General features: G+C 67.6%; 28 protein-coding genes and 2 tRNA genes. 17 read left to right on the top strand and 13 right to left on the bottom strand.

All coding sequences use genetic code 11. From position 1 onward, the window contains the following. The first annotated feature begins 12 nt into the window (after nucleotides 1-12). Nucleotides 13-429 carry a bacteriohemerythrin gene (locus F620_RS0111075; RefSeq protein WP_019570610.1) on the top strand — a complete coding sequence of 139 codons (417 nt, stop codon included), beginning with the start codon at nucleotides 13-15 and terminating at the stop codon, nucleotides 427-429. An 81-nt stretch (nucleotides 430-510) separates the two neighbouring features. On the opposite strand, the gene F620_RS0111080 is transcribed toward F620_RS0111075, so the two are convergent. From F620_RS0111080 to F620_RS0111095, 4 genes are all read right to left on the bottom strand, one after another. Continuing rightward, nucleotides 511-586, bottom strand: a tRNA-Thr gene (locus F620_RS0111080). Next, nucleotides 542-1,708, bottom strand: coding sequence for a ChuX/HutX family heme-like substrate-binding protein (locus tag F620_RS15660; RefSeq protein ID WP_155987012.1), 1,167 nt, complete (start codon nucleotides 1,706-1,708; stop codon nucleotides 542-544). The genes F620_RS0111080 and F620_RS15660 overlap by 45 nt, the downstream gene beginning before the upstream one ends. A gap of 278 nt (nucleotides 1,709-1,986) precedes the next feature. Continuing rightward, the gene (locus F620_RS0111090; RefSeq protein ID WP_019570611.1) at nucleotides 1,987-2,436 is read right to left on the bottom strand and encodes a Fur family transcriptional regulator; all 450 of its coding nucleotides are present in this window, start codon (nucleotides 2,434-2,436) and stop codon (nucleotides 1,987-1,989) included. Nucleotides 2,437-2,562: 126 nt separating this feature from the next. Further along, nucleotides 2,563-2,636: transfer RNA gene (locus F620_RS0111095), tRNA-Gly, on the bottom strand. Between the two features lie 82 nt (nucleotides 2,637-2,718). On the opposite strand from F620_RS0111095, the gene thiS reads away from it, so the two are divergent. The 3 genes from thiS to trmB are packed head-to-tail and all read left to right on the top strand — an operon-like array spanning nucleotide 2,719 to nucleotide 4,558. After that, the gene (thiS, locus tag F620_RS0111100; RefSeq protein WP_019570612.1) at nucleotides 2,719-2,928 is read left to right on the top strand and encodes a sulfur carrier protein ThiS; all 210 of its coding nucleotides are present in this window, start codon (nucleotides 2,719-2,721) and stop codon (nucleotides 2,926-2,928) included. 59 nt (nucleotides 2,929-2,987) lie between these two features. Further along, nucleotides 2,988-3,800 (top strand): thiazole synthase, encoded by an 813-nt coding sequence (locus F620_RS0111105; RefSeq protein ID WP_018869024.1) that lies wholly within the window; start codon nucleotides 2,988-2,990, stop codon nucleotides 3,798-3,800. Then, on the top strand, nucleotides 3,797-4,558 hold the full coding sequence (gene trmB, locus F620_RS0111110) for a tRNA (guanosine(46)-N7)-methyltransferase TrmB (RefSeq protein WP_019570613.1): 762 nt from the start codon (nucleotides 3,797-3,799) through the stop codon (nucleotides 4,556-4,558). Before F620_RS0111105 ends, trmB begins: the two co-directional genes overlap by 4 nt. Nucleotides 4,559-4,567: 9 nt before the next feature. Here the strand turns inward: trmB and F620_RS0111115 are convergent, their stop codons facing one another. Then, on the bottom strand, nucleotides 4,568-5,425 hold the full coding sequence (locus F620_RS0111115; protein WP_019570614.1) for a universal stress protein: 858 nt from the start codon (nucleotides 5,423-5,425) through the stop codon (nucleotides 4,568-4,570). 259 nt (nucleotides 5,426-5,684) lie between these two features. Between F620_RS0111115 and F620_RS0111120 the strand changes: the two genes are divergently transcribed. From F620_RS0111120 to F620_RS0111150, 7 genes are all read left to right on the top strand, one after another. Continuing rightward, the gene (locus F620_RS0111120) at nucleotides 5,685-7,544 is read left to right on the top strand and encodes an SLC13 family permease (protein WP_019570615.1); all 1,860 of its coding nucleotides are present in this window, start codon (nucleotides 5,685-5,687) and stop codon (nucleotides 7,542-7,544) included. 50 nt (nucleotides 7,545-7,594) lie between these two features. After that, nucleotides 7,595-8,485: a phosphoribulokinase gene (locus F620_RS0111125; RefSeq protein WP_019570616.1), complete on the top strand. Its 891-nt coding sequence runs from the start codon at nucleotides 7,595-7,597 to the stop codon at nucleotides 8,483-8,485. A gap of 164 nt (nucleotides 8,486-8,649) precedes the next feature. Beyond that, nucleotides 8,650-9,111 carry a hypothetical protein gene (locus F620_RS0111130; protein WP_018869029.1) on the top strand — a complete coding sequence of 154 codons (462 nt, stop codon included), beginning with the start codon at nucleotides 8,650-8,652 and terminating at the stop codon, nucleotides 9,109-9,111. Beyond that, a complete protein-coding gene (locus F620_RS0111135) occupies nucleotides 9,108-10,244 on the top strand; it encodes an FIST C-terminal domain-containing protein (protein WP_019570617.1) in 1,137 nt (378 codons plus the stop codon). Before F620_RS0111130 ends, F620_RS0111135 begins: the two co-directional genes overlap by 4 nt. Before the next feature lie 28 nt (nucleotides 10,245-10,272). Next, entirely contained in the window at nucleotides 10,273-11,304 is a 1,032-nt protein-coding gene (locus F620_RS0111140) for an NADP(H)-dependent aldo-keto reductase (RefSeq protein ID WP_019570618.1), read from the top strand. 16 nt (nucleotides 11,305-11,320) lie between these two features. Then, a complete protein-coding gene (locus F620_RS0111145; protein WP_019570619.1) occupies nucleotides 11,321-12,112 on the top strand; it encodes a TatD family hydrolase in 792 nt (263 codons plus the stop codon). Beyond that, entirely contained in the window at nucleotides 12,099-12,848 is a 750-nt protein-coding gene (locus tag F620_RS0111150; protein ID WP_018947122.1) for a ThiF family adenylyltransferase, read from the top strand. Before F620_RS0111145 ends, F620_RS0111150 begins: the two co-directional genes overlap by 14 nt. A 100-nt stretch (nucleotides 12,849-12,948) precedes the next feature. Here F620_RS0111150 and F620_RS0111155 read toward each other — a convergent pair whose 3' ends face one another. After that, nucleotides 12,949-13,176 carry a hypothetical protein gene (locus F620_RS0111155; protein WP_018947121.1) on the bottom strand — a complete coding sequence of 76 codons (228 nt, stop codon included), beginning with the start codon at nucleotides 13,174-13,176 and terminating at the stop codon, nucleotides 12,949-12,951. A 148-nt stretch (nucleotides 13,177-13,324) separates the two neighbouring features. On the opposite strand from F620_RS0111155, the gene coaD reads away from it, so the two are divergent. Genes coaD through ggt form a run of 3 tightly spaced genes read left to right on the top strand, consistent with a single transcriptional unit; the run spans nucleotide 13,325 to nucleotide 15,848 of the window. Then, nucleotides 13,325-13,813 (top strand): pantetheine-phosphate adenylyltransferase, encoded by a 489-nt coding sequence (gene coaD, locus F620_RS0111160; protein WP_018869035.1) that lies wholly within the window; start codon nucleotides 13,325-13,327, stop codon nucleotides 13,811-13,813. Between the two features lie 37 nt (nucleotides 13,814-13,850). Next, the gene (locus tag F620_RS0111165; protein ID WP_018936946.1) at nucleotides 13,851-14,102 is read left to right on the top strand and encodes a YfhL family 4Fe-4S dicluster ferredoxin; all 252 of its coding nucleotides are present in this window, start codon (nucleotides 13,851-13,853) and stop codon (nucleotides 14,100-14,102) included. A gap of 15 nt (nucleotides 14,103-14,117) precedes the next feature. Beyond that, complete coding sequence (gene ggt, locus F620_RS0111170; protein ID WP_019570620.1) at nucleotides 14,118-15,848, top strand: gamma-glutamyltransferase; 1,731 nt, start codon at nucleotides 14,118-14,120, stop codon at nucleotides 15,846-15,848. A 6-nt stretch (nucleotides 15,849-15,854) separates the two neighbouring features. On the opposite strand, the gene mutM is transcribed toward ggt, so the two are convergent. The 3 genes from mutM to F620_RS0111185 are packed head-to-tail and all read right to left on the bottom strand — an operon-like array spanning nucleotide 15,855 to nucleotide 18,851. Next, on the bottom strand, nucleotides 15,855-16,682 hold the full coding sequence (gene mutM, locus F620_RS0111175) for a bifunctional DNA-formamidopyrimidine glycosylase/DNA-(apurinic or apyrimidinic site) lyase (RefSeq protein WP_019570621.1): 828 nt from the start codon (nucleotides 16,680-16,682) through the stop codon (nucleotides 15,855-15,857). After that, the gene (locus F620_RS0111180) at nucleotides 16,675-17,631 is read right to left on the bottom strand and encodes a hypothetical protein (protein ID WP_019570622.1); all 957 of its coding nucleotides are present in this window, start codon (nucleotides 17,629-17,631) and stop codon (nucleotides 16,675-16,677) included. The genes mutM and F620_RS0111180 overlap by 8 nt, the downstream gene beginning before the upstream one ends. Further along, nucleotides 17,628-18,851, bottom strand: a complete 1,224-nt coding sequence (locus F620_RS0111185; RefSeq protein WP_019570623.1) for an EAL and HDOD domain-containing protein — start codon at nucleotides 18,849-18,851, stop codon at nucleotides 17,628-17,630. The genes F620_RS0111180 and F620_RS0111185 overlap by 4 nt, the downstream gene beginning before the upstream one ends. A gap of 71 nt (nucleotides 18,852-18,922) precedes the next feature. Here F620_RS0111185 and F620_RS0111190 point away from each other — a divergent pair, with 71 nt between their 5' ends. Beyond that, the gene (locus tag F620_RS0111190) at nucleotides 18,923-19,129 is read left to right on the top strand and encodes a hypothetical protein (RefSeq protein WP_019021560.1); all 207 of its coding nucleotides are present in this window, start codon (nucleotides 18,923-18,925) and stop codon (nucleotides 19,127-19,129) included. A gap of 75 nt (nucleotides 19,130-19,204) precedes the next feature. Here F620_RS0111190 and rpmG read toward each other — a convergent pair whose 3' ends face one another. Further along, nucleotides 19,205-19,378 (bottom strand): 50S ribosomal protein L33, encoded by a 174-nt coding sequence (gene rpmG, locus F620_RS0111195; RefSeq protein WP_018869042.1) that lies wholly within the window; start codon nucleotides 19,376-19,378, stop codon nucleotides 19,205-19,207. Nucleotides 19,379-19,390: 12 nt separating this feature from the next. Beyond that, nucleotides 19,391-19,627, bottom strand: coding sequence for a 50S ribosomal protein L28 (gene rpmB, locus F620_RS0111200; protein ID WP_024329587.1), 237 nt, complete (start codon nucleotides 19,625-19,627; stop codon nucleotides 19,391-19,393). Between the two features lie 173 nt (nucleotides 19,628-19,800). Between rpmB and F620_RS0111205 the strand changes: the two genes are divergently transcribed. After that, nucleotides 19,801-20,667: a dienelactone hydrolase family protein gene (locus F620_RS0111205; protein ID WP_019570624.1), complete on the top strand. Its 867-nt coding sequence runs from the start codon at nucleotides 19,801-19,803 to the stop codon at nucleotides 20,665-20,667. Nucleotides 20,668-20,695: 28 nt separating this feature from the next. Here F620_RS0111205 and phnE read toward each other — a convergent pair whose 3' ends face one another. Further along, nucleotides 20,696-21,241: a phosphonate ABC transporter, permease protein PhnE gene (phnE, locus tag F620_RS14375; RefSeq protein ID WP_018869045.1), complete on the bottom strand. Its 546-nt coding sequence runs from the start codon at nucleotides 21,239-21,241 to the stop codon at nucleotides 20,696-20,698. 143 nt (nucleotides 21,242-21,384) lie between these two features. Here phnE and F620_RS0111215 point away from each other — a divergent pair, with 143 nt between their 5' ends. Further along, complete coding sequence (locus tag F620_RS0111215) at nucleotides 21,385-22,536, top strand: OprO/OprP family phosphate-selective porin (protein ID WP_026279421.1); 1,152 nt, start codon at nucleotides 21,385-21,387, stop codon at nucleotides 22,534-22,536. Nucleotides 22,537-22,621: 85 nt separating this feature from the next. Here the strand turns inward: F620_RS0111215 and F620_RS15365 are convergent, their stop codons facing one another. Continuing rightward, a complete protein-coding gene (locus F620_RS15365) occupies nucleotides 22,622-22,831 on the bottom strand; it encodes a hypothetical protein (protein ID WP_196799370.1) in 210 nt (69 codons plus the stop codon). Between the last annotated feature and the right edge of the window lie 25 nt (nucleotides 22,832-22,856).

Below are 22,856 nucleotides of genomic sequence, written 5' to 3' on the forward strand. Positions count from 1 at the left end.
CCGGAGTGAGCCATGAGTGAAGTACAGCGCAGCCTGAAGGTCCCGGAGCTGGAGCAGGCCTTCATGAACGACGATCACCACGAAGCCGCCCGGTTGCTGGAAGCCGTGGGCCGGGCCCGCGAGGAGGGCGACGACAACGCCGTACGGGAGGCGTTCGCGGCCTTCGTCGAGTTCAATCGCGAGCACTTCGCGCGCGAGGACGAGCTGATGGAGCGGGTCGGTTTTCCGCAGAAGGACTACCACCGGCAGGAACATGCGGCCCATCTGGCGCGCTGGGAAGCCCTGCTGGCGGGGCTGGAGGACGGGTCGCTGCAGGGCGCGGATCTGGTCGCGGCACTGGATGACGAGATCATCCCCTGGTACCAGCGCCATTTCACCACCATGGATGCCCTGCTGGCGCGGTTCGCCGAACGTGCCGCGGGGGAGTAGTCCCTGCCGGCGGGAATCCGCTGAACGAAGCTGGAACGGAAAAAGGGCCGGCACACGCAGTGCCGGCCCTTTTCTCTGGTCTGGTGCCGACGGAGGGAATTGAACCCCCGACCTATCGATTACGAATCGATTGCTCTACCTGCTGAGCTACGTCGGCCGAGCGCGACATCATAGCGAAGCGGGGCTTCGCCAACAATGCCCCGGGCCGGGGTGCCGCCGGCAGGGGGTCGAACAGGCCCAGCAGGGCGCGCCAGCGCGGGTCCTCCGGGTGACCGGCGGGGCTGGCGTCGGTGATGCGGATGATGGTTTCGCCGTCCGGGGCGAACAGCGCCAGGCCATGGCGGGCGCCGGACGAGGCGGGCCGACGGAAGACCCAGGTTCCGGCGATGGACTCGCGGCGGATGTTCAGACTGAAATCGGGGTCGAGAATGTTGAAGGAGGTGCGTGTCGGCGCCAGCCGTGTGACCGGGCCACTGTACTGCTGCCGCACGCCTTGATTGGCGAGTTCGATCCGGAGGCCCAGCGCGTCCTCGGCGGCGTACATCAGGACGGTGTCGAGGGCCTCCTGTCCGACCGGCCAGGCGCGTTCCGGTCCGGCAAGGCGCAGGGTCTGTTCGGGCGTGCACTGAAAGCACGCGGACAGTTCGTGGATGGTGTCCGGATGGCGGGAAAGGTCCCATGCATCGCGCAGGGCTTCGCAATCGACGGCGGTATCCGGGCGCGTTCCCGGGGCGGTGGAGATGGTGACGGTCATTCCGGGCCGCTGGTCCACTGCGGCGAGGCGGCGCAACACGCGCTCCCATGCCGCTGCGTCCCCGTGGGGAGTGCGTTCCAGGGTCAGTACCGGCGTGCCGTCGGGGGCGAAGATGCACACGCGTGATTGTGGTCGGCCGGGATCGGTGTCTTCTTCCCGGATGACCAGGGCCTCGTGCCATTGTCCGGGGGCGGCGTACAGGTCCCGGAGTGTCGGCAGTGTGGTTACGCGCCGGGCAAGGCCCGCGTGGCGGTTGCGTGTGCGCAGGCGCAGGGGCGCCGCTGCGTTCAGTTCTGTCAGGAGGGCGTTCCAGTCCCGACGCAGACGGAAGACCGGGCCGCCGGGGCCGGTGCAGCGTGCGGCGACGATTTCGCCTTCGGAGCTGCCGAGCTGCGATGCGGCTTCCCGGAGCCCGGTGCGCGGGTTGCGGTCGCGCAGTTCATTCCAGGCGCGGGCAAGCTGGGGCGGTGTGGGTCGCATGGCAAAACGGCGTTGCGGTTCGGATGCCGGATTCAGTGTCTGCATGGTGTTCTCCAGTGCCCTGGCACGGGCCGGGGCGGATGCGCGGTTCCGAAAAAGGCAGCCTGGCTGGCAACCGGGAACACCGGGCTGGCTGGGCAGCAATAATGCGAAGAAGAAGGTCTTTCCAGTCGAGCACAGCCTTTCTGCGTCCGACGTGAGGAAAGTTAAATGAAAAGCATTCTCATTTCAAGGGCAAGATCAGGAACCGCCGGATTCGGGATTCCGGAACCCGATGGTGTTCACGAAAATTCGGAGAGGTGGGGCGTGCGTCGCCCCGGGGATCAGCTGTCGCCGGACTTCTGTCCGGGGCCGACGCGGACGATGACGTCCACGCTGAGCACGTCGGTACCTTCGGGCAGCGGCGGCAGGTCGTTCACCTGTACCTGGGCGGGTTCCACGTCCTCGAGCTGGCCGCTGTCCACGTGGAACAGGTGGTGGTGCGGGGCGCGGTTGGAGTCGTAGAAGACCCGCGACGGGTCGACGATCACTTCGCGCACGAGGCCCTTCTCGGCAAACAGCTTGAGAGCGTTGTACACCGTGGCCTTGGACACGCGTGACTCCTGGCGCGTGAGCTGCGCGAGGATGTGGTCGGCGCTGAGGTGCTGGTTGCGGGCGAACAGCACTCGGACGATCTCGATTCGCTGTTCGGTCGGCGAGATGCGGTAATCGCGCAGCAGGGCGCGCGCGTCGTCGATTCCCAGCAGATCGGGTTGGGGGGTTCGGGTGCTCATGTTTCCAACATATAACAGCGAATTGGACAGAGTCCAGTTCTGTTTTGGGAAGAAGGCATACGCCGACTCGGCGCGGCAAGCTGATAGAATGCCGCCGACAGAACGAAGCCGGGAACGAGCAAGGGATGGAGCGGGTGATGGGAATCGAACCCACGTTCTCAGCTTGGGAAGCTGATGTTCTACCATTGAACTACACCCGCCTGGCCACGAATTGTATGCGCGTACGCGCCCCGGCTCAATGCCCGAATCACCGACGGGCCCGAATCACCAACGGTATGACCCATGCAGATCAAGTTGAACGGAGAAACCTGCGAAATCTCTTCGGATCAGGAGCCGCCGACGGTGGCGGACCTGATCCAGCAGCACGGCTTTGGCAGCCGGCGACTGGCCGTGGAGGTGAACGAGACCCTGGTGCCCCGCAGCGAGCACGCCGAGCGGCGGTTGCAGGAGGGTGATCGTGTCGAGGTCGTTCAGGCCATCGGCGGTGGCTGATATTCTTGCCCGCAGTTGTATCCGCATCCGCACCCGCAACCGTTAACCGAGGAGCATGCATGAGCCAGATGGCCGCCGGATCCGCCGACGATCCGTTTCACGTCGGCGAGCGCCGTTTCGAGTCCCGCCTGCTGGTGGGTACGGGCAAGTACCGCGATCTGGAGCAGACTCGCGAGGCGATCGAGGCCAGCGGTGCCGAGATCGTGACCGTGGCCATTCGCCGCACCAACATCGGCCAGAATCCCGACGAGCCGAACCTGCTGGACGTGGTCCCGCCGGATCGCTACACCCTGCTGCCGAATACCGCCGGCTGCTATTCCGCGGAAGACGCGGTGCGTACCTGCCGGCTGGCGCGCGAGCTGCTCGACGGGCACAACCTGGTCAAGCTGGAGGTTCTGGGCGACGAGAAGACCCTGTACCCGGATGTGTTCGAGACGGTGAAGGCCGCCGAGACCCTGGTGAACGAGGGCTTCGAGGTGATGGTGTACACCACCGACGATCCGCTGCTGGCGAAGCGTCTGGAGGACATCGGTTGCCGGGCGATCATGCCGCTGGCCGCGCCGATCGGCTCCGGTCTGGGGATCCAGAACCGCTACAACATCCGCGAGATCGTGGAAAACGCGTCGGTACCGGTGCTGGTCGACGCGGGTGTGGGTACGGCGTCGGATGCGGCCATCGCGATGGAGCTGGGCTGCGACGGAGTGCTGATGAACACCGCCATCGCCGCGGCCGACGATCCGGTGCGCATGGCCCGTGCGATGCGTCACGCGATCGTGGCGGGCCGCGAGGCCTGGCGCGCCGGACGCATGCCGGCACGGCGCTATGCCTCGGCCTCCTCGCCGGAGACCGGGCTGTTCTTCGCCGGCTCATGACGGTCCCGCACGAATCGCACGACAACCGGCCCGCTGACGGGGACGGGGGGCGCCCGGCGCACCATCGCCGGGTTCGCTCGTTCGTGCGCCGCGAGGGGCGTCTGACCACCGGCCAGCAGCGCGCGCTGGATGAGCTCTGGCCGCGCTTCGGCCTGGATCCGGCGCCCGACGCCGGGGTGCTGGATCTGGCGGCGGTCTTCGGCCGCGAGGCGCCGGTGACCCTGGAAATCGGTTTCGGCGACGGCGACAGCCTGGCCGAACAGGCCGCGGCGGCGCCGGAGCGGGATTTCATCGGCACCGAGGTGCATCGCCCCGGGGTCGGGCACCTGCTCGGCGAGATCGAGCGCCGGGGGTTGACCAACCTGCGGGTCTCCGACCGCGACGCGGTGGAGCTGCTGGAGGCGCATTTCGCGCCGGGCAGCCTGGACACCGTGCAGGTGTATTTCCCCGACCCCTGGCACAAGAAGCGCCATCACAAGCGCCGCCTGATCCAGCCGGGGTTCGTGCGCGCGCTGGCGGGCTGGATCCGGCCGGGCGGCTGGCTGCATCTGGCCACCGACTGGGCGGACTACGCCGAACACATGCAGGAGGTGGTGGCCGGGGCGACCGAGTGGTTCGCGCCGGACGGCCCGGTGCCGCGCCCGGAACGCCCGGCCTGGCGCCCCGAGACCAAATTCGAGCGCCGCGGGCTGCAGCGCGGGCATGCAGTGGCGGATCTGGTCTACCGGCGCACCGAGGCCCCCGCCCCGGCGGAGTGAAGCCGCGGCTCAGCCCTTCTTCTTGACCACCAGGACCGGGCAGCGCGCCTGACCGACGACGCGTTCGGAGACCGAGCCCATCAGCAGCCGCTTGAGCCCGGTGCGGCCGTGGCTGCCCAGCACGATCAGGTCGCGATGCTGGCGCTCCGCGATCTCGATCAGGGTGACCTCCGGGCGGCCTTCCTCGAACAGCGCATCGGTTTCCACGCCCGCTTCGCGGGCCTCGCCCTGCAGCCGCTGGATCGCGTCCACGCCCTCCTGGCGCCGGGCCTCGCTCTGTCCGGGCACGGCGACCGAGGCCACGGTCAGCGGCAGGCTGCAGTGCTGCGCGAGCTCCACGGCCGCACGCGCGGCCTTGTCGCCCAGTTCGGAACCGTCGGTCCCTACCAGCAGGCCCTGGCGCGGGGCTTCGGTGTCGCGCGGGACGACCATCACGTTACACGGCGCGAGTCCGATCACCTTGGCGGTGGCGTCGCCCACCATCAGGCGGGCCATCTCGCCGCGGGTGCGCCGGCCGATCACGATCAGGTCGGCTTCGTGCTCTTCCGCCACACTGACGATCTCCTGATGCCGGTCGACTCCGTGGCGCAGGATGGCCGAGACCTCCAGGCCGGCTTCTCGGGCACGCTTCTCGAGCGCGTCCAGGTCGCCCTGGGCGGACACGCTGGCGTCGTGGCTGCGCCGCGGCGAGAGGGCGTCGTGCTGGGTGTCGGTCGGGATGATGCGCACGATCCGCAGACGTGCCCCGCAGCGGCCGGCCAGCTCCAGGGCCACGTTCTCCGCGGCGGTGCTGTATTCCGAGCCGTCGGTGGCGACGACGATGGTGCGAAACTGGGGCTGGTTGCCGGTGGGCGCCGCTTCGGCCATGGCGGTTTCTCCTTCTCGATCGATTTCCCCAGCATACCGGAGGGGACACGGCCTGCGCACGCCTTCGGCACGGGCCCGTTTTTGCGTCCGGCCCGCCGGGATGGAATAATCGCGCGCTTTCAATGGGTGTTGTCTGCGGAGCTCCGCCCGGCCTGCGTGGCCCGGTGCTCCGCGCGGTGTCGTGACCGGACGACGCGCCCGTGCTTCCCGTGCCGGCGGACTGATTCCGCCGGCCTCGCTCCTTCAGGACTGGCGGTTCATGGAAAATCTGACGCTGACCACCGAAATGATCGTGGTGCTGGGCCTGCTCGCCTTCACCATCTTCCTGTTCGTCTCCGAGATCGTGCGGGTCGATCTGGCCGCGATCCTGGTGATGGTCCTGATCGGGCTGCTCCCGCTGGTGTTCGGCGTGGTGCCGATGCTGCCCGAACTGGGCGAGCTGGTGGCGCAGGACGAGCTGTTCAGCGGATTCGCCTCCAATGCGGTGATCTCGATCATCGCGGTGATGATCATCGGCGCCGGGCTCGACAAGACCGGCGTGATGCACAAGGTCGCCAGTTTCATCATGCGCGTGGGTGGCACCGGGGAGAAACGCATCATCCCCACGGTGTCGGGCACGGTCGGCGTCATCTCCAGTTTCATGCAGAACATTGGTGCGGCGGCGCTGTTCATGCCGGTGATGAGCCGCATCTCCAGCCGTCTGGGTATCCCGCTGTCGCGCCTGCTGATGCCAATGGGCTTCGCCGCGATCGTGGGTGGAACCATCACCCTGGTCGGTTCCAGTCCGTTGATCCTGCTGAACGATCTGCTGCCGGATGACATGGAGCGTTTCGAGCTGTTCGATGTCACGCCCATCGGCCTGGCGCTGCTGGCCACGGTGATCGTCTATTTCGTGCTGCTGGGGCGCTACGTCCTGCCGTCGGTGGGCGCGCAGCCGACCGCGACCGAAGGCACGCGGGACTATTTCCAGCGGGTCTACGGCCTGTCCTACGAGATCCACGAGGTGCGCATCGCCGAGAGCGATCCGCTGGTGGGCCGGACCGTGGCCGATGTCGAACGCGAGACCGGCGTGGCGATCGTCGGCTCGCATGCTCGCGACGAGCTGCGCATGGCCCCCTGGACCGGCTACGAGATCCAGCCCAATTCGCGCCTGGCGGTGCTGGCCAGCCCGCGGCGCATGGAGGAGCTGAGCCGGCACCTGAAGCACCCGCCGTCCAGCGACCTGGACGTGTTCGCCAGCGCCCTGGACTCTTCCCAGTCCGGGATCGCCGAGGTCGCGATTTCGCCGGGGTCCAACCTGGCCGGCAAGACGGTAACCGAGGTCGCCATGCGTCAGACCTACGGGCTGTCGGTGATGCGCATGCAGCGCGGCGGCGAGGTTTACCGCGAGGGCCTGCGTGACATCCCGCTGGAGCCGGGTGACATCCTGGTGGTGCACACCACCTGGACCTCGCTGGCGCGTCTGGAGAAGGACCGCGACTTCGTCGTGATCACCTCGGACTACCCGCGCGAGGAGCTGCGCCCGAGCAAGGTCCCGCACGCGCTGGGCTTCCTCGCGGTGGCGGTTTCGCTGATCCTGTTCACCGACCTGCAGCTGTCGATCGCGCTGCTGACCGGGGCCATGGGCATGATCCTGACCGGCGTGCTGAGCCTGGACGACGCCTACAATTCCATCAGCTGGAAGACCGTGTTCCTGCTGGCCTCGCTGATCCCTCTGGGCATGGCGGTGGAGAATACCGGCACCGCGGCCTGGATCGCGCAGAACACCCTGGACATGCTGGGTACCGTGCCACCCTGGGTGCTGCAGGCCACGATCTTCGCGCTGGCCACGTTCTTTACCCTGGTCATGTCCAACGTGGGCGCGACCGTGCTGCTGGTGCCTCTGGCGATCAGTTTTGCGATCGCGGCCCAGGCTGCGGGCATGGATGCCGACCCGCGCGTGTTCGCGATCACCGTGGCCATCGCCACCTCCAACTCGTTCCTGATCCCGACCCACCAGGTGAACGCCCTGATCATGGGCCCCGGCGGGTACCGGGTGAAGGACTACATGAAGGCCGGCAGCATCATGACGATCCTGTTCGGCGTGGTCGCCATGTTCATGATCAATCTGGTCTTCTGACCCCGATTTGCTGACGTTTGTAACGCTTGATTGCGTAAGGAGAGACTCTCATGTCCCAGAAACATCCCGTGATCGCCGTCACCGGTTCTTCGGGTGCCGGCACCTCCACCGTGAAGCGCTCGTTCGAGTCGATCTTCCGCCGCGAGCAGATCAACCCCGTGGTGATCGAGGGTGACAGCTTCCATCGCTATGACCGCAAGGCGATGAAGGAAGCCATGCAGAAGGCTGCCGACGAGGGCAACAACCATTTCTCGCACTTCGGCCCCGAGGCCAACCTGTTCGACCGCATCGAGGATCTGTTCAAGACCTACGGCGAGACCGGCCAGGGCGAGAAGCGCTACTACCTGCATTCCGACGAGGAAGCCGAGCACCATAACAAGCGTCTCGGCACCAACCTCGGTCCGGGCGAGTTCACCCCGTGGGAAGAGATCGAGCCGGGTTCCGACCTGATGTTCTACGAAGGCCTGCACGGTCTGGTGCAGCACGGGAACGTCAACGCGGCGCAGTATGTGGATCTGGGCATCGGTGTAGTGCCGATCGTGAACCTCGAGTGGATCCAGAAGATCTTCCGTGACAATGCCGAGCGCGGTTACTCCGCCGAGGCGATCGTGGACACCATCCTGCGGCGCATGCCGGATTACGTGAACTACATTACCCCGCAGTTCTCGTGCACCGACATCAACTTCCAGCGGGTGCCGACCGTGGACACCTCCAACCCGTTCATCGCCCGGGACATCCCCACCCCGGACGAGAGCATGGTGGTGATCCGCTTCAGCGACCCGAAGAAGTTCGGCGTGGATTTCCCCTATCTGCTGAACATGATCCCGGACTCCTTCATGTCGCGGCCCAACACCCTGGTGGTGCCCGGCGGCAAGATGGCTCTGGCCATGGAAGTCATCCTTGCCCCGATCATCCACGACATGCTGGCGCGTCGCGGCTGATCGCGAGTGCATGGCGCGGGCTGCGGGCCCGTTGCAGGGGCCGCGACCTTCGGGTCGCGGCCCTTTTTGTTGCTGCGGATCGCACGGCGCCGGGGCGCTCTTTTTCAACGCGCCGCCGCTTTCGGATAGGATTGCCTGCCTGTTCCCGAGATTACGGAGTTGCCGTGTTCGGATTGTTCGGCCCGCGTCCGGCGCGCCAGATGGAGCGTTTCCGTGCCCGTTATACCGGGCGCTCGCTGATCGTGCACCGGGGGTTTTCCGGCGACTGGCTGGAGGAGCTGCTCAAGCAGCCCGGAGGAGGCGGGCATTTCCGCATCGACAGCCGTCGCCTGCCGGCCGGTCGGGGTGCGACCCCGGTGGAATGGCTGGTGCAGACCCATGTTCTGCCGCTGGAGCTGCCGCAGCCGCTGTTCCTCGACATCCGCGAGGAGGCGATGCTGGCACGGCATCTGGTGCGTGGCGAGCACGTGGTGCACCCCTCGGAGATCGCCTGGTTCCTGGAAGAGCTGGACACGCGGCACCACGCCCGTCTGGAGTTTGTCGGGAACGAACACATGCGGGCGGAGGTCGGTATCCCGGTCGAGGACAACGAGGCCCTCAGCATGCTGGAGCATCTCGGACTATGAGCGCGAGCCAACCTTTCCTCTGTGCCAGCGCCACCGGCGAGGAGCCGCGGGCGCTGGCCGCCGAGCTGGCCGACCAGCTGGGCGAGCTGGCCCCGGCGGCCGACGGGCGGGTGCGCGTGGGTTTCATCTACGTCTCCGATGACATCGCCCGCAACGCCCGGCTGCTGCTGCGCGAGCTGGGCCGTCGCCGGCCGATCGACCATTTCGTCGGCGGCATGGGCATCGCGGTGATGGGCCGCCAGCACGAGTTCTACGACGGGCCCGCCGTCACCCTGATGGTCGGGGAGTTCCCGGCGGACTCCGTGCGCCTGATCCGGCATCCGGTGCGGTCCTTCGACGAACTGTCCCGGGCCGTGGAGGGCTTTGTCGACCCGGCGACGCCGGCCCGGCTGATCCTCAACGCCGATCCGCGCCTGGAAGACGTGGAGGGGATCCTGACCCGTATCGGCGAAGAGACCGCATGGTTCGCGACCGGCGGGATCAACTCGGGCGCGGACGACGCGGTCCAGATCGCCGACGGCGTGATGAGCTCGGGGATCACCGGTATCGTGCTGCGCGACGACGTGCCGCTGGTGGCCCGCCACACCCAGGGCTGCACTCCGCTGCCCGGGCAGCACGAGCTGACCGAGACCTGGCGCAACATCGTGGTGCGCCTGAACGGCGAGCCGGCGCTGCCGGCGTTCCGGCGGATCATCGGCGACGTGCTCTCGCGCGATCTGCAGCGCGCCCTGGGGTATATCCAGATCGGATTCCCCATTCCCGGTTCGGACACCGGGGACTATCGCGTGCGCAACATCATCGGCGTGGACATGGACCAGGAGCTGCTGGCGGTGGGCGAGACCCTGGAACAGGGCTCGCGGGTATTGTTCGTGCGCCGCGACGGGCAGTCGGCGCACGAGGACCTCGAGCGCATGCTGCAGCAGATCCGCGAGCAGTGCCCGGACGGGATCCGCGGCGCGGTTTACGTGTCCTGTCTCGGGCGCGGGCGGCACCAGTTCGTGCACCCGGACGTGGAGCTGGGCACCGTGCAGCGGGCCCTTGGCGACGTGCCGCTGGTCGGTTTCTTCGCCAACGGCGAGATCTTTTCCAACCGTCTGTACGCCTATACCGGCGTGCTGACGCTGTTCACCTGACGACGCCCCGCCGGGGCAGGGGAGAGGCATGGAGTATCGCAAGCTGGGACGCACCGGCATCGACGTGAGCCTGATCGGCCTGGGCACCATGACCTGGGGCGAGCAGAACACCGAGGCCGAGGCCTTCGAGCAGCTGGACTATGCGCTGGAGCGCGGCATCAACCTGATCGATGCCGCGGAGATGTACCCGGTGCCGCCGCGGGCCGAGACCCAGGGGCTGACCGAGCGCTACATCGGCAACTGGCTGCGCTCGCGCGGCTGCCGCGACCGCGTGGTGCTGGCCTCCAAGGTCGCCGGGCCGGGTATGGACTATCTGCGCGGTGGCACCCGGCTGACCCGCGAGCATGTCGAACAGGCCGTGGATGCCAGCCTGGAACGCCTGCAGACCGATTGCATCGATCTCTATCAGGTGCACTGGCCGGCGCGCTCGACCAATTTCTTCGGCAAGCTGGGCTACGTCCACGATCCGGACGACCGTGCCACGCCGATCGAGGAGACCGCCGCCGCGCTGAAGGACGTGGTCGCCAGCGGGCGGGTGCGCTACGTCGGCATCTCCAACGAGACGCCCTGGGGTTTCATGGAATGGCTGCGCCAGCACGAGCGCGGGCTGGCCGAGCGCATCGTTTCCATCCAGAACCCCTACAGCCTGCTGAACCGCAGCTTCGAGGCCGGTCTCGCCGAGATGGCCATCCGCGAGGATGCGGGCCTGCTGGCCTACTCCCCGCTGGCCTTCGGCATGCTCTCCGGCAAGTACCGCGAGGGGCGCAAGCCCGAGGGGGCGCGGCTGATGCTGTACGAGCGCTTCCTGCGCTACAGCAACCCGCAGGCGCTGGCGTCCACCGAGGAGTACGCCCGGCTGGCCGAGGACCACGGCCTGACGCCGACGCAGCTGGCGCTGGCCTTCGTCAACCGCCAGCCGTTCGTGACCAGCAACCTGATCGGCGCCACCACCATGGAACAGCTGCGCGAGAACATCGACTCGGTGAACGTGGCGCTGCCGGACGAGGTCCTGCAGGCCCTCGAGGACATCCACGCCCGTTACACCTACCCCAGCCCGTAGCCCGGGGGCCGGCGGCGTGGAGCTGTTCGACACCCACGTCCATCTCGATCTGGATCCGTTCGATCCGGACCGCCCGGCGGTGCTGGATCGTGCCCGCGCGGCCGGGGTCACGCAGATGGTCCTGCCCGGCGTGACCCGCGAGCGCTGGGCGGACATGGATGCCCTGGCCCGGCGCGAGCCGGGGCTGTACGTGGCCCGCGGACTGCATCCGGTGTTTCTCGAACAGCACGCCGATGCCGACCTGGAGGCACTGGACGCCGCGCTGGACGCCGACCCGCGCGCGGTGGCGGTCGGCGAGACCGGGCTCGACGGCTTCGTGCCGGGGCTCGACTTCGACACCCAGTGGCGGTTCTACACCGCGCAGCTGGCGATCGCGCATAATCACGACCTGCCGGTGATCCTGCACTGCCGGCGCGCGGTGGATGCGATCCTCAAGGGGTTGCGCCAGTATCCGGGCGTGACCGCCATCCTGCACAGCTTCTCCGGCAGCGAACAGCAGGCGCGTCAGGCGGTGGATCTCGGCTGCGTGCTGGGGTTCGGCGGGCCGGTGACCTTCGATCGTGCGCGGCGCCTGCAGCGGATCGTGCGCGACCTGCCGGAGGAGGCCCTGGTGCTGGAGACCGACGCCCCGGACCAGCCGCTGGCCGGGCATCGCGGCGAGCGCAACGAACCGGCGATGATCGCCGAGGTCAACGCCGCCGTGGCGCGTTTGCGCCACACGGATCCGGTCAGTACCGCTATACTCACAACCCGGAATGCACGCCGGGTTTTCCGGCTGGACACGGCCCGGACCAATGAGCGGCACTGACGAACTGCCACACGACGCCTATACCGAACGCACCGATCTCCTGCTGGGGGCGGATGTCACTGCCGGCCTGCGCGACCGGCATGTCTTCATTGCCGGGCTGGGCGGGGTTGGCAGCTATGCCGCGGAGGCCGTCGCCCGTGCCGGGGTCGGCCGCATGACCCTGGTCGACCACGATGTGGTCGCGCCGTCCAATCTCAATCGCCAGCTGGTGGCCCTGCGCTCCACGGTGCAGCATCCCAAGACCGACGTGATGGCCGAACGCATCCGCGACATCGATCCGGGGATCGCGGTGACCGTGCGGCGCGAATTCCTCAACCCGGACACGGTCGCGGAGCTGATCCCGGAGGATGCCGATTACGTGCTGGACGCGATCGATTCCATCGCCTGCAAGGCGGCGCTGGTGGCCGGCGCGCAGGCTCGCGGGGTGCGGGTGATCTCGGCCATGGGGGCCGGCGGCCGTATCGACCCGCGCGCGGTGCGCGTGGGGCCGCTGGACGGCACCCGGGTGTGCCCGCTGGCGCGGCAGATGCGCAAGCGCCTGCGCCGGCTGGATGCGCGGCTGGATTATCCGGTGGTGTTCTCCATCGAGAACCCGAGCAAGGGCACCGAGCACCGGCCGGTGGACGGGCCGCTGGGCGGGCGGCCGCGCTCGGTGAACGGCACCATCTCCTATTTGCCGGCGCTGTTCGGCCTGACCGCCGCCGGCGAGGTCATCCGCAGTCTGATCGACCGCTGAGGCTGGCTCTTTCGCCTGCAAGCAGGCTCCTACCTTTCCGTTTGTATCGCCCCATCTGTGGGAGCGTGCTCGCACGCGAACCGGCAGGGCCCCGGGGTACTCAGCCCTTGCGCCGTTTGCGGCTCTCCTCGGCGTGCTTGAGCACCAGGGCGAGGTTCTGTTTTTCCACCTCGGTCACCTGCGGATCCTGATTCACCGCCTGGCGCAGGTGGCCGATCAGCTGATCCAGTTCCTCGCGGCTGATCTGCTGGAAGTTGAAGCCGCCGCCGTAACGGGATTCCAGTTCGTCCCAGTAGTCGGCCAGCGGCGGGCGGTAGTCGTCGGTCATGCGTGTCTCCCGGTGGGCCCGGCGTGTGTGTGCGCCGCAGTGTAGCGGCTAGAGGCGCGCCTGTCGGCCCGCCGGCGACCGGCGAGTTTCCCTCCGGCGGCGGGTTGCGGTGTAATGGCGCCCCCGAACCGGACTGTCTGCGAGCCGCATGCCGATTACCGCCATCTATCCCGGGACCTTCGATCCCGTTACTCACGGGCACACCGACATCGTGCGTCGCGGCGCCTGCCTGTTCGACCGGGTGGTGGTGGCGGTGGCCGCGAACCCCGGCAAGAGCCCGGCGTTCCCGCTGGAGACCCGCGTGGAACAGACCCGCGAGGCGCTGAAGGACGTTCCGCGGGTGGAGGTGATCGGGTTCGACTCCCTGCTGGCCCATTTCGTGCGCGAACAGCAGGCCACGGTGATCCTGCGCGGCCTGCGTGCGGTTTCCGACTTCGAGCACGAATTCCAGCTGGCGGCCATGAACCGTCAGCTCGCGCCCGAGGTCGAAACCCTGTTCCTGACACCCGCCGAGGAATACAGCTTTGTCTCGTCCAGTCTGGTACGGGAAATCGCGCGCCTGGGCGGCGATGTCTCAAAATTCGTGAGCCCCGGGGTGGCGCGCATGCTGGCCCGGGATCCCGGGGTGGCCGACTGACCGCTCGCACCCCTTCCTGGCCCGAGGAGGAAAAGCCATGGCCCTGATGATCACCGACGAATGCATCAATTGTGACGTCTGCGAACCCGAGTGCCCGAACGAGGCCATCTACCCGGGCGACGAGATCTACGAGATCGATCCCAACCTGTGCACCGAGTGCGTGGGGCACTACGACGAGCCGCAGTGCCAGCAGGTCTGCCCGGTGGACTGCATCCCCCTGGATCCGGACCACAAGGAGACCCGCGAGCAGCTGATGGCGAAATACGAAGCCCTGATGGCGGCGAAATAGCCGGGGCGGCCTGTCATGCGGTGCCACCTCCTGACCGTCACGCTGTTCGGGCTGCTTGCGGCCCCGCTGGCCTCCCCGGTCGTTGCCGGGCCCGCCGACACGTCTGCCGATACGCCCGGCGAACATGCCGTCGCCACCGCCCATCCCGAGGCCACCGCGGCCGGCGAGGCGATCCTCGCCGACGGCGGCAATGCGTTCGATGCGGCGGTGGCGATCACCGCGGCGTTGGGTGTCGCGGAGCCCTATGGCTCCGGGCTGGGCGGCGGGGGCTTCTTTCTGCTGCACGAGGCGGACAGCGACCGCACGCTGATGCTCGATGCGCGCGAGACCGCGCCCGCCGCGGCCGATCGCGACATGTACCTGGACGAGGACGGCGAGGTTGTCGACGGGCTGTCGCTGGACGGGGTGCTGGCCGCGGGTATCCCGGGGATGCCGGCGGGCATGGATCATCTGGCGACGGAGTACGGTGCGCTGTCGCTGGAACGCAGCCTGGCCCCGGCGATTCGCCTGGCGGAGGAAGGCGTGACCGTCGGGCCGCGTTATCAGCAGATGGCCGAGTTCCGGCATCAGGCGCTGCGCGACGGCGCCGATGCCGCAGGGATCTTCCTGCGCGACGGCGGGCCGCCGGAGGCCGGCACGGAGCTGGTGCAGCCGGATCTGGCCGATACCCTGCGGCGCCTCGCCGCCGAGGGCCGTGACGGCTTCTACACCGGCGAGCTGGCACAGACCCTGGTGGAGGGCGTGCGCGAGGCCGGAGGGATCTGGAGCACCGAGGACCTCGCGGGTTACGAGGTCGTGGAGCGCGATCCGGTGCGCCTGGAGTGGAACGGCGCCGAGATCGTGACCGCCGCGCCGCCGTCTTCCGGGGGCGTGGCCATCGGCCAGATCCTCAACATCCTGTCCTTCCACGATCTGGACGCGATGGAGGAGGACGCCCGCATTCATCTGATCCTGGAGGCGATGCGCCGGGCCTACCGTGACCGCGCCGAGTACCTGGGCGATCCGGATCATGTCGACATGCCGCTGCAGCGGCTGCTGTCACGCGATTACGCGGCCGGCCTGCGCGCCGGGATCCACCCCGATCAGGCGACGCCCAGCGACGGCCTGCCGCCGGTGGTGGAGCCGGAGAACCGTCCCGGGACCGATGGCGCGGCGGAGAGCCCGCAGACCACGCATTTCTCGGTGATGGACGCCGACGGCAACCGCGTGGCCGCGACCCTGACGCTGAACTACCCGTTCGGCTCCGGCTACGTGGTCCCGGGGACCGGTGTCCTGCTGAACAACGAGATGGATGACTTCTCCGCCAAGCCGGGCGAGCCCAACGCCTACGGCCTGATCGGCTTCGAGGCCAATGCCATCGCCCCGCAGCGGCGGCCGCTGTCGTCCATGAGCCCCACCTTCGTGGACACCGGCGATCGCGTGGCCATCCTCGGCACCCCGGGGGGCAGCCGCATCATCACCATGGTGCTGCACGGCATCCTCGGCGTGGTCGACGGTCAGCCGATCGACGAGGTGGTGGAGGCCCCGCGCTGGCACCACCAGTACCTGCCCGACCGGGTCGAATTCGAGACCGGGGCCTTCGACACCGAGCTGCGCGGCAAGCTGGTGCAGCGCGGCCATCGCCTGACCCCGCAGGTACGCCCGTTCGGCGACATGCAGGCGGTGCTGTGGGACCGCGCGGCCGGACGGCTGGAGGCGGCCTCGGATCCGCGCGGCGAGGGCGAGGCGCGCGTCTTCGACCGCTGAGCCGGGTCAGCGCTGGCAGCTCGGGCAGTAGGCGCTGGCCCGCTGACCCACGCTGCGGGTGCGGATCGGCGTGCCACACACCCGGCAGGGCTCCCCGGCGCGCCCGTAGACCTGCAGTTCCTGACGGAAGTAGCCATGGCTGCCGTCCTCGCGCAGGAAATCGCGCAGGGTCGTGCCGCCGCGTTCGATGGCGGCGGCCAGCACGGCCTTCACGTGGCCGGCCAGACGGCGGTATTCGGCGCGGGTCACGCGGCCCGCCGCGCGCCCCGGACGGATGCCCGCGAGGAACAGTGCCTCGGTGGCGTAGATGTTGCCAACGCCGACCACCGTGGCCTGATCCATCAGGAAGGCCTTGACCGGCCCGCGCCGGCCGCGACTGCGCCGGAACAGGTAGTCGCCGTCCATGTCCGCGTCCAGCGGTTCCGGCCCCAGGCCCTCCAGCAGCGGATGGCTGGCGGGACCGCCGTCCGGCGCGGGATCCAGTGGCAGGCAGCAGCCGAAGCGTCGCGGATCGTGCAGGCGGATCTCGCTGCCGCTGTCGAGCATCAGGCGCAGGTGGTCGTGGCGCCGCAGCGGCGTATCCGGGGCGCAGTGGCGCAGGCTGCCCGACATCCCCAGATGCAGCAGCAACCCGGTGGCATCAGTATCCAGCAGCAGGTATTTGGCCCGCCGCCGCAGGCCGCGCACGGTGGCGCCGGCGATCCGTGCCGGGAGATCCGCCGGGACCGGCCAGCGCAGCCGCGCGTCACGCACCTCGAGGTGCAGTATGCGCCGTTCGCGAAGCAGGGGTTCGAGGCCGCGCCGGGTGGTCTCCACCTCCGGCAGCTCAGGCATGCACGCCCTCGATCTCGATCAGCAGCTCCTGGCGGCAGACATCGCCGCGTACCCATTGCACCGGCGGGGTCCGTTCACCGTAGTGCTCGCGCAGGATCGCCTCCACGGTGTCGCGATGCTCCGGGTGGCGCAGGTAGACCCGCAGCCAGCGCAGCCCGGGCAGATCGGTTCCGCCCTCGGCATGCAGGGTGTCCAGGTTGGCCAGGGTCTCGCGGGTCTGCGCGGCGATATCACCCGGGTGCCGGCTCTCGTGCCCGGTGATGCTGGCGGTGCCGGAGATCAGCAGCATCGGGCCGCGCGGCGTCTCGATGCGGGTGGCGCGGGCGAAGCTGGGGCTTTTGGGGCTGTAGCGTTCGGGGTAGTGGTACGCGCTGACCTGGCGGGGGTTCTCCACCGGGGCCCCGGGTTCGCGCGCGGCGATGGCGTGCACGAACAGGCCGGCGTGGTCGGATCCGATCGCGGTGGCGGCGGGCATGCCGCCCAGCGGGATTTCCAGGGCCTCCAGGGCCTCGGCGCGCCCGGTGCAGAAGGCCTGATAGCGTTCCAGCCCCTGCTCCGGCTCGTGGATGCGGCCGAAGAAGTTCCACATGCGCAGCAGGTACGGATAACCTGCCTCGCGGCAGGCCGCGACCAGGTCCCGGTATACGTCCCGGGTGCGTTCGCGCAGGTCGTCGTCGGGGCCTTCCCGCGCAAGGAACAGGACGTCGCCGCAGACCATCCGATAGAGGCCCCCTTCTCCGGACGGGGCGCTGCTCGCCGCCCCGGCGAACCAGCGTTCCTCCGGCGGGGCGGGGTCCAGCGAGGCCAGCCCCGGATCGATCGCCAGGGTCGTGCCGTTCGCTCCCGCGCAGCGGATACCCGGGTCGTTCGCGGGCCGCAGGCTCAGGCCCGCGGGCTCCGCGGATGCGGTATCCGCGGGCGTCAGGCGTGTGTCCAGATCAATGGTCATGCGCTGCTCGCTCCCTGCATCTCCACCAGCATGCTCTCCGTCCAGCGTACCGCTTCCATGTACAGTCGCCCGGCGACCTGGGGCGACACCGGCGAAACCTCGAACGGGAACCGGCGATCCGGGTCCTCGAAGGTCTCGATGATCCGGGGTACGGCGCCCAGCTCCCCGCTGTGCTCCAGCAGGGCATCCTCCATCGCCGGGCTCAGGTTGAGCTCGCCCAGTACCCGGTGCAGAGGAATGCCCAGCACGCGGTCCAGCCCCGACAGCAGGCCGAGGGTGAAGTAGCGCTCGGACTCGTTCGGCACGCCCGAAGGCGCGGCGAGCAGCGCGGCCATGCGTGCCCGGATCATCACCTGTTCCAGGCCCTGGCGCTGCGGGGTGCTGGTGCGCAGGGCGGCAACCATCGCCAGCGAGCGCACGCGGTCGGTCCCCAGCAGCACAATCGCCTCGCGCAGGGTCTCGATCGGGCGGCGGTGCCGCAGCAACGGGCTGTTGGCCTGGCGCAGCACATGGATGGCCAGATCGGGGTGGGCATTGATCTGTGCGGCCAGCTGCTCGGCCGACATCTCCGGATCCTGCAGTTTCTCGATCAGCTGCAGCAGGCCGACTTCCAGCTGCTCCAGGCGCTGGCCCTCCACCACGTTGGGGTAGGACAGGAAAAAGCCCTGGTAGTACAGGAAGCCCAGCTCGCGGCAGGTCGCGTAGGTAGCGGCGTCCTCGACCTTTTCCGCCAGCAGCTCCACGTTGAAGGGTCGCAGGCGCTCGATCTCGGCGCGCAGGCTGTCGCCATCGAACGCCAGCAGGTCCAGTTTCACGATGTCCGCCAGCTCGATCAGGGGCGAGTCCTGTTCGCGGAACTGGTAATCGTCGAGGGCGATGCGGAAGCCGTGTTCCTTCAGCCGGCGCACGGCGGCGATGACCTCGTCGTCCACCACGATGTCCTCGAGGATCTCGAGCACTACCTGTTCGGGCGGCAGGCTTTGCAGGACCTCGTGATCGAGGAAGCCGCGCGGCAGGTTCACGAACGCGAGGTGTTCCCCGACGAGGTTCTCCATGCCGATGTCGATGAAGGCGCTGTGCAGCAGGTCGGAGGTCGCGAGATCGCCGTCCACCACGTTGGCCTCGCTGGCATTGGCCCCGGCCCGGAACAACAGTTCGAACCCGATGGTGCGTTCCTCGCCATCGAAAATGGGTTGCCGTCCGACAAAAATTGGCTGCATGCTTATTGTCTGCAAACGATGTGGATCGGTCCTTCCTGCGGGACACGGGCCGCAACAAGAGGAAACGCGACATGGATTCCATCAACGCGCCGTTCGGGGAGATCGTGGAGCTGCGCCAGATCCTGCACGACTCCGGGATGCCCCTGCTGCGGGTCATTATCCGCGATGGTGAACGTTACACCAAGATCGAGCTGGATCCGGCCACGGCCCATCGCTGGGGCAGGCTGATGACCCGCTGGGCCGAGGACGTGGTGGAGGCGCAGGGCGGCGACAGCTGACCCCGCCCCGCTCGAAGTCCGGCCACAAAAAAGCCCGGCATGGCCGGGCTTTTTCATGCGCGCGACGGGCCGCGCTTACTTGATCTTGGCTTCCTTGTACATCACGTGCTGGCGGATGACGGGATCGAACTTCTTGATCTCCATCTTTTCGGGCATGTTCCGCTTGTTCTTGGACGTGGTGTAGAAGTGACCCGTGCCGGCGCTGGAGACCAGCCGGATCTTTTCGCGCCCCTGATTCTTGGCTGCCATCGTGCTGCCTCCTTAGACCTTTTCGCCGCGGGCCCGGCAGTCGGCCAGGACTGCCTCGATGCCGCGCTTGTCGATGATGCGCATGCCCTTGCTGCTCAGGCGCAGCTTCACGAACCGCTTTTCGCTTTCCACCCAGAAACGATGGGTGTGCAGGTTCGGCAGGAAGCGACGCCGCGTCTTCCGCTGGGAATGCGAGACATTGTTACCGGTAGCCGGGCGCTTGCCCGTCACCTGACATACTCGGGACATCGGGGCTACTCCAGATGTTCGGGTCGGGACGAAAGATCGCGGATACTAGCGGATACCGGGGCCGCGCGCAAGGGTCGGGCGTCATGGACGGCGAAGGCGGTCCGTTGCGTCTATCTTTCGATGCGAAGTGAACCATGAGCTGCAACCAGCGGGGGAAGAGCATGAAGGGAGCAATGGTACGGGGTATCGCGGGCGCGTTTCTGGCCGGCATGATGGCAGGGCCGCTGGCAGCCAACGAGGCGCAGACCGGCGACGGCCAGTGGTGGTGGGACGATGGCTGGTGGCAGGAAGGCCAGCTGAATCCCGACATCGAGAACCACGAGGTCGAGGTTGAACGCCTGGAATACGAGCGTGACGGCGTGATCGTTCCGGCGATGGTCGCGCGCCCGGCCGACGGCGAGGACTATCCGGCCATCCTGTGGTCGCACGGGCGGCGCGGGCTGGACCATCTGGCCGAGCTGCACGTGAAACGCCTGGCCGCGCGCGGATTCGTGGTGCTGGCGCCGGACCTCTATACCGGTCGTTTCATCGAGACCCACCCGCTGGACCACGACTACGAACTGGAAGGGGATCTGGACCGCGGTCTGGACGAGCTGCTCGCGCGGGAAGACATCCTCGGCGACCGCGCCTGCCTGGTGTCGATCACCCGGGGCGGGTACAAGACCCTCAAGGTCGCGGTGACCCATGAACGCCAGGTGGATGACGTGGCCTGCTGGGCGGGCTATTACCCGCATGTGCAGGACCCCAACCTGGGCGAACCCCACCAGGTGTATCGCTATGCCAGCGAATTCAATCAGCTGGAGATCCCGGTGATGATCCTGATCGGGGACGAGGAGCAGTACCAGCGCCACCGGACCGCAAAGATGGCCGCCGACGGGCTCAAGGATCGTGGCGGCGACGTCACGTGGATCGAGTACCCGGGCGTGGGTCGCGGCTTCGACTTCCGCAACGGCGACAACCGCACCTTTGCCGATGACCTGGCCGCGCGCGATGCCATGGTCCGCGTGACCCGCTTCGTCAACCAGCACCTGCGCGACTGAGGTACACATAAAGGGCGTGTTCCGGTGGTCAGATTACGCGGCGGCGGATGGCCGAGGAGATCTGCTCGAAACCGATAACAACGACCAGGATCACCAGGATGATGGTCAGTGCCTGGTCGAACTGGAACATGCGCATCGCGGTGGAAAGCTCCACCCCGATCCCGCCGGCGCCGACCAGACCCAGCACCACGGCCGAGCGGATCGCCTTTTCCACGCCGTACAGACTGGTCGCGGTCATCGAGGCCATCGACTCGGGGAGGATGGCGCCGAAGATCACCGAGAGCCGGCCCCCGCCGGTGGAGGTCAGCGCCTCGGACGGCCCCTTCGAGACCTCCTCCACGCGCTCGGAGAAGAAGCGCGCGCAAAAGCCGATGGTGTCCATGATGATGGCCAGGATCCCGGCCAGCGGGCCGAGCCCGACCGCGACGACGAAGATCAGCGCCCAGACCAGTTCCGGGATGGTGCGCATGGTGGCCACGATGGTCCGGCTGAGGGTCCGAACCAGACGGTTCGGGGCGGTGTTCGAGGCACACAGCAGGGCCATCGGCACGCTCAGGATGACACCGACCGTCACGCCTGGCGCCGTGATGACGTCGGCATGACCGTTCTCGCGCTCTGCGTGTCATGTAAACGGAGCGTCTTCCGGACGTAACGGGGCTGCCATTCGGCCCCGGTAGCTTCTGTTCCTGCCAATTTCAATGACGGGAGGGACAGAACGTGAAAGGCATTAAGTACACCGTAAATACCGCATTCATCCTCGGCCTGGGGGTTGCAGTTAGCGCCCCGGCCGCGGCTGATCTGACGTTCGATCCACGCGGTCGTCTGCATCTGGACGCCGCTATGCACAACACTGACAACCTCGGAGAGGAAGCCTTTCAGGACGGGTTCCTGGTGCGGCGTGCGCGTCTTGGTGGCAGTGGTGATCTGGGTGGCCGCTGGGGCTATCAGATCGAGTTTGATTTCGCCGGTGGCAGCATCAGTTACAACGATCTCAAGATCTCGTATGACACGGATGCCGGTACACTCCAGATGGGTCAGTTCAAGGTGCCACAGGGCATGGAAACACTGACCAGTTCCAATCGCATGACTTTCATCGAGCGGGCTTCATCTCAGGTTTTCACCGATTCCCGTCGCATCGGTGTCGGATTCGATCAGTCCGGTGATAACTATCACTATTCCGTGATGGGGTACTCGCACTCCATCGAAGGGGATCCGGATGGCGACGCACCGCTGGGCGCCGCCGGCCGCGTGACTTTCAATCCGGTTCGCGGCGATCAGGTCGTCCACCTTGGTGGTTCCCTGTCCCACGAACGCATTGCCAGCAATGCGCGCGAGGGCAGCGTGCGCTTTCGTGATCGTCCGGAATCTCGCCCGACCGAGGGGAATCGCCTGATCGATACGGGCAGCATCGATGCCCGCTCCACCACCAAGGCGGGCCTGGAGCTCGGTTTTCTCACCGGACCGTTCCACGCCAGCGCGGAATACATGCGGGCCGAGGTGGATCGTGACTCCGGTTCGGACGTCAGCTTTGATGGCTGGCATGTCCAGGCCGGCTGGGTCCTGACCGGCGAGACGCGTGGCTATCGTCCGACCGGTTTCCGCACCGTCGAGCCCGAGCGCTCGTCCGGTGCGTGGGAGATCGCCGCGCGTTACAGCTCGGTGGATCTGGGAGATTCCGGGATCCTGGGAGGGGAGCAGAAGAATTTCACTCTGGGGGTGAACTATTACGTCAATCCCAATCTGCGCTTCATGGCGAACTACGTGATGGTGGATGTGGATGACAGCGATGCCGTGGACGCCCTTTCGGAAGGCGCCTTCCGCGACGACAGTCCGGACATCTTCCTCGCCCGCATGCAGTACAGCTTCTGATCCCCTCGTAACGTCTTCGGGGACCTTCGGCCACCGGACATCCCGTCCGGTGGCCTTTTTTGTGCGCGCCAGAACGGTGAGCCACTCAGGGCGCAGCCCCGTCGCCGCTGGCCAGGGTGAGCGCCTGAGGCTGGGCCAGCAGCAGCGCTTCGTCAGCGACCTTCAGCCATTCGCCGCGGCTGGCCTCCAGCCGATGATCGTCGGCATTGATGGTCTGAGCGTGTACATTGATCAGTGTTTCCCTGGAGAACGGAAATGACGCATGTGTTGCCGGGCGATGACGACTCGGTAACACGGACGTTCAAGAACGGGAGGGGGTC

Source organism: Thioalkalivibrio sp. ALE11 (assembly GCF_000381205.1).
GTDB lineage: Bacteria > Pseudomonadota > Gammaproteobacteria > Ectothiorhodospirales > Ectothiorhodospiraceae > Thioalkalivibrio.

Bases quoted from the DNA above. Each gene is read 5' to 3' on its own strand.
- F620_RS0111090 (WP_019570611.1), bottom strand. From the start codon at position 2,436: ATGAGCACCCGAACCCCCCAACCCGATCTGCTGGGAATCGACGACGCG.
- F620_RS0111150 (WP_018947122.1), top strand. From the start codon at position 12,099: ATGAGCGGCACTGACGAACTGCCACACGACGCCTATACCGAACGCACC.
- thiS (WP_019570612.1), top strand. From the start codon at position 2,719: ATGCAGATCAAGTTGAACGGAGAAACCTGCGAAATCTCTTCGGATCAG.
- mutM (WP_019570621.1), bottom strand. From the start codon at position 16,682: ATGCCTGAGCTGCCGGAGGTGGAGACCACCCGGCGCGGCCTCGAACCC.
- F620_RS0111190 (WP_019021560.1), top strand. From the start codon at position 18,923: ATGGATTCCATCAACGCGCCGTTCGGGGAGATCGTGGAGCTGCGCCAG.
- coaD (WP_018869035.1), top strand. From the start codon at position 13,325: ATGCCGATTACCGCCATCTATCCCGGGACCTTCGATCCCGTTACTCAC.
- trmB (WP_019570613.1), top strand. From the start codon at position 3,797: ATGACGGTCCCGCACGAATCGCACGACAACCGGCCCGCTGACGGGGAC.
- F620_RS0111185 (WP_019570623.1), bottom strand. From the start codon at position 18,851: ATGCAGCCAATTTTTGTCGGACGGCAACCCATTTTCGATGGCGAGGAA.
- F620_RS0111120 (WP_019570615.1), top strand. From the start codon at position 5,685: ATGGAAAATCTGACGCTGACCACCGAAATGATCGTGGTGCTGGGCCTG.
- ggt (WP_019570620.1), top strand. From the start codon at position 14,118: ATGCGGTGCCACCTCCTGACCGTCACGCTGTTCGGGCTGCTTGCGGCC.
- F620_RS0111140 (WP_019570618.1), top strand. From the start codon at position 10,273: ATGGAGTATCGCAAGCTGGGACGCACCGGCATCGACGTGAGCCTGATC.
- F620_RS0111135 (WP_019570617.1), top strand. From the start codon at position 9,108: ATGAGCGCGAGCCAACCTTTCCTCTGTGCCAGCGCCACCGGCGAGGAG.
- rpmB (WP_024329587.1), bottom strand. From the start codon at position 19,627: ATGTCCCGAGTATGTCAGGTGACGGGCAAGCGCCCGGCTACCGGTAAC.
- F620_RS0111180 (WP_019570622.1), bottom strand. From the start codon at position 17,631: ATGACCATTGATCTGGACACACGCCTGACGCCCGCGGATACCGCATCC.
- rpmG (WP_018869042.1), bottom strand. From the start codon at position 19,378: ATGGCAGCCAAGAATCAGGGGCGCGAAAAGATCCGGCTGGTCTCCAGC.
- F620_RS0111105 (WP_018869024.1), top strand. From the start codon at position 2,988: ATGAGCCAGATGGCCGCCGGATCCGCCGACGATCCGTTTCACGTCGGC.
- F620_RS0111125 (WP_019570616.1), top strand. From the start codon at position 7,595: ATGTCCCAGAAACATCCCGTGATCGCCGTCACCGGTTCTTCGGGTGCC.
- F620_RS15660 (WP_155987012.1), bottom strand. From the start codon at position 1,708: ATGCAGACACTGAATCCGGCATCCGAACCGCAACGCCGTTTTGCCATG.
- F620_RS0111165 (WP_018936946.1), top strand. From the start codon at position 13,851: ATGGCCCTGATGATCACCGACGAATGCATCAATTGTGACGTCTGCGAA.
- F620_RS0111205 (WP_019570624.1), top strand. From the start codon at position 19,801: ATGGTACGGGGTATCGCGGGCGCGTTTCTGGCCGGCATGATGGCAGGG.
- F620_RS0111155 (WP_018947121.1), bottom strand. From the start codon at position 13,176: ATGACCGACGACTACCGCCCGCCGCTGGCCGACTACTGGGACGAACTG.
- F620_RS0111115 (WP_019570614.1), bottom strand. From the start codon at position 5,425: ATGGCCGAAGCGGCGCCCACCGGCAACCAGCCCCAGTTTCGCACCATC.
- F620_RS0111075 (WP_019570610.1), top strand. From the start codon at position 13: ATGAGTGAAGTACAGCGCAGCCTGAAGGTCCCGGAGCTGGAGCAGGCC.